This is a genomic window from Streptomyces sp. NPDC002265 (assembly GCF_040296125.1).
Lineage (GTDB): Bacteria > Actinomycetota > Actinomycetes > Streptomycetales > Streptomycetaceae > Streptomyces.
The window spans coordinates 1-2,191 of the sequence record NZ_JBEOWS010000161.1 but is presented as its reverse complement, the minus strand read 5'-3'; the positions used below and the strand labels follow the sequence as shown (position 1 = coordinate 2,191).

2 protein-coding genes are annotated in these 2,191 nt (G+C 69.3%); both read left to right on the top strand.

The window, feature by feature from the left end; genetic code table 11:
- A partial coding sequence (locus ABT085_RS25805) for a hypothetical protein (RefSeq protein WP_351612421.1) occupies positions 1–259 on the top strand: 259 nt, incomplete at its 5' end.
- 5 nt (positions 260–264) lie between these two features.
- Positions 265–1,923 carry a site-specific integrase gene (locus ABT085_RS25800; RefSeq protein ID WP_351612418.1) on the top strand — a complete coding sequence of 553 codons (1,659 nt, stop codon included), beginning with the start codon at positions 265–267 and terminating at the stop codon, positions 1,921–1,923.
- The last annotated feature ends 268 nt before the right edge of the window (positions 1,924–2,191 follow it).

Here is a 2,191-nt window from a genome sequence, read left to right as displayed (position 1 = left end):
GGTGGGTGGGGGAGGCTGCGTGGAGTCACCAACGACGATGACCGCTTGGTACTTCTTCAGCGACAAGGTGCCCGAGGGGGAGGTGATCGTACCGATCAAAACCGGGCAGGGCCTCGCCTTCGCAGTGCGGCCCGGGGTGACGGCGGAGGAGATCGTCGACGCGCTGAACGAGACCGCCCGGTTCGTTCTCGGCGTCGGTCTGGCCCACCTCGGCCACACTGAGAGGGAGAAGCCGCCCGACGCGGCCCAGAAGGAGTAACACCGATGCCGTCAGCACGCCGCGCAGGAAGCATCTACCGACGCTGCGAGTGCCGCGATGCGGACGGCAAGCTGTTGGGGCAGACGTGCCCCAAGTTGAAGCGCAAGAACCACGGCGCCCCGGGGATCCGTCAGGAACTCCCCCCGGACGCTGAGGGGACGCGCAGAACATTCCGACGCACCGGGTACGGCAGCGTCGCGGAGGCCCAGGGCGACCTCTCCCGCCTTCAGGCCATCCTCGACCTCCCCGGTGACGACGAGGACGAGCAGCGACGCGTAGGCGATCTGCTCGCCGACGTCGCCAGGCGCCGCGCAGACATCCCCCAGGCCGCCGAGGTTCAGCGGCGTCTGGGCGTAGGCGTCCCGCTGGATGGCCAGACCACCGTGGGGGACTGGCTCGACCGCTGGATGGCAGGGAAGAAGACCCGGTCCACGACGAACGCGGGCTACCGCTCACACATTCGCGTCCATCTGAAGCCTCACATCGGCCATTACCGGCTCGACAGACTGTCGGTCGGCCACGTGCAGGAGATGTTCGACGCGATCGCCGACGAGAGCGACGTGATCCGTGCGGAGAACGAGGCCCGGCGCGAGCAGGAACAACGCGCGCGATGGCACCGCCCCGGGCGCCCGCCGGCGCGAGAGCGCGAGCGGCTCGCCGCCGAGCGCGAACGGCTCGCCGCGATGAAGCCGTACCGGAAGGCCAACGGGCCGGCGACCCGGCACGCGATCCGCCGGACCCTGAGAACGGCCCTGAACGCGGCCATCGCGCAGCAGCTCATCACCTTCAACGCTGCGAAGCACGTAGAACTGGGGTCCAGCGCGCGGCCTAAGGGCCTGCTGTGGACGGCCGAGCGCGTCACCCGGTGGCAGCAGACGGGCCAGGTTCCCAGCCCGGTGATGGTCTGGACGCCCGAGCAGCTGGGCGCCTTCCTGGACGCGGCCGAGGACTCCCGCCTGTACGCCTTCTTTCACCTCGTCGCACACCACGGCCTGCGCCGCGGCGAGGGCGTGGGAGCGGACTGGTCGCACGTGCACCTGGACGTCGACCCGCCGCGTATCGACGTCCTCACGGAGATCGTGGTGGACGGCTGGACGCCGATCGAAACGCAGCCCAAGACCGACTCCTCCATGGCGGCGGTGATGCTCGACCGGGAGACGGTGGAGGTCCTCCGCGAGCATCGCGCCCGTCAGGACGCCGAGCGTTCCGAGCGGCTGGACGCCGGCCTCCCGTGGACGGACACCGGCAAGGTCTTCGCCGCGGAGGACGGCAGCTGGTTGCACCCGGACGTCGTCAGCAAAGAGTTTCGGCGGATCGTGGTGGCGGCCGACCTGCCGCCCATCAACCTGCGCGATCTCCGGCACGGCGCGGCAGCGCTGGTAAAGGCGGCCGGTGGCGACATCGACGACGCCTCGAAGAAACTGAGGCACTCCACCATCGTGCTCACCGCCGACACCTACATGTCGCTCTTCCAGGAGTACGAGCAGGACCTGGTGGAGAAGGCGGCGGCCGCCGTGCCGCGGGCCCGGCGCGGGCGTGGAGCGGCCCCCGGTGCGGTCGCTGTACCGCATCAGGGGCCGGACTCAGCGACGCAGCCAGCAGACGCTGATATGGATGGCCCCACGGTACGGGCCAGCACTGACAACGGCCAGCCTTCGGCGTAGACTTGACGGAAGGACAAAGGGCCTCTGACCTGCGGGTCGGAGGCCCTTTCTGCTGGCCCCGTGCTGGCCCGAAGGCCGTGCAACGGCGCGGGGTTCGCTGGGGTGAGATGGGGTGAAGGGCGCGCACGACGCGGACTCAAAGTTCCACTGAGCTGCACTTTCCGGGGTGCGCTGGGGTAGCAGTGAACGCGGCGGGGTGAGGTGAGTTGAGCGCTCAGCAGACTTTTAATCCATTGGTTGTGGGTTCGAGTCCCACAGGGCCTACCGG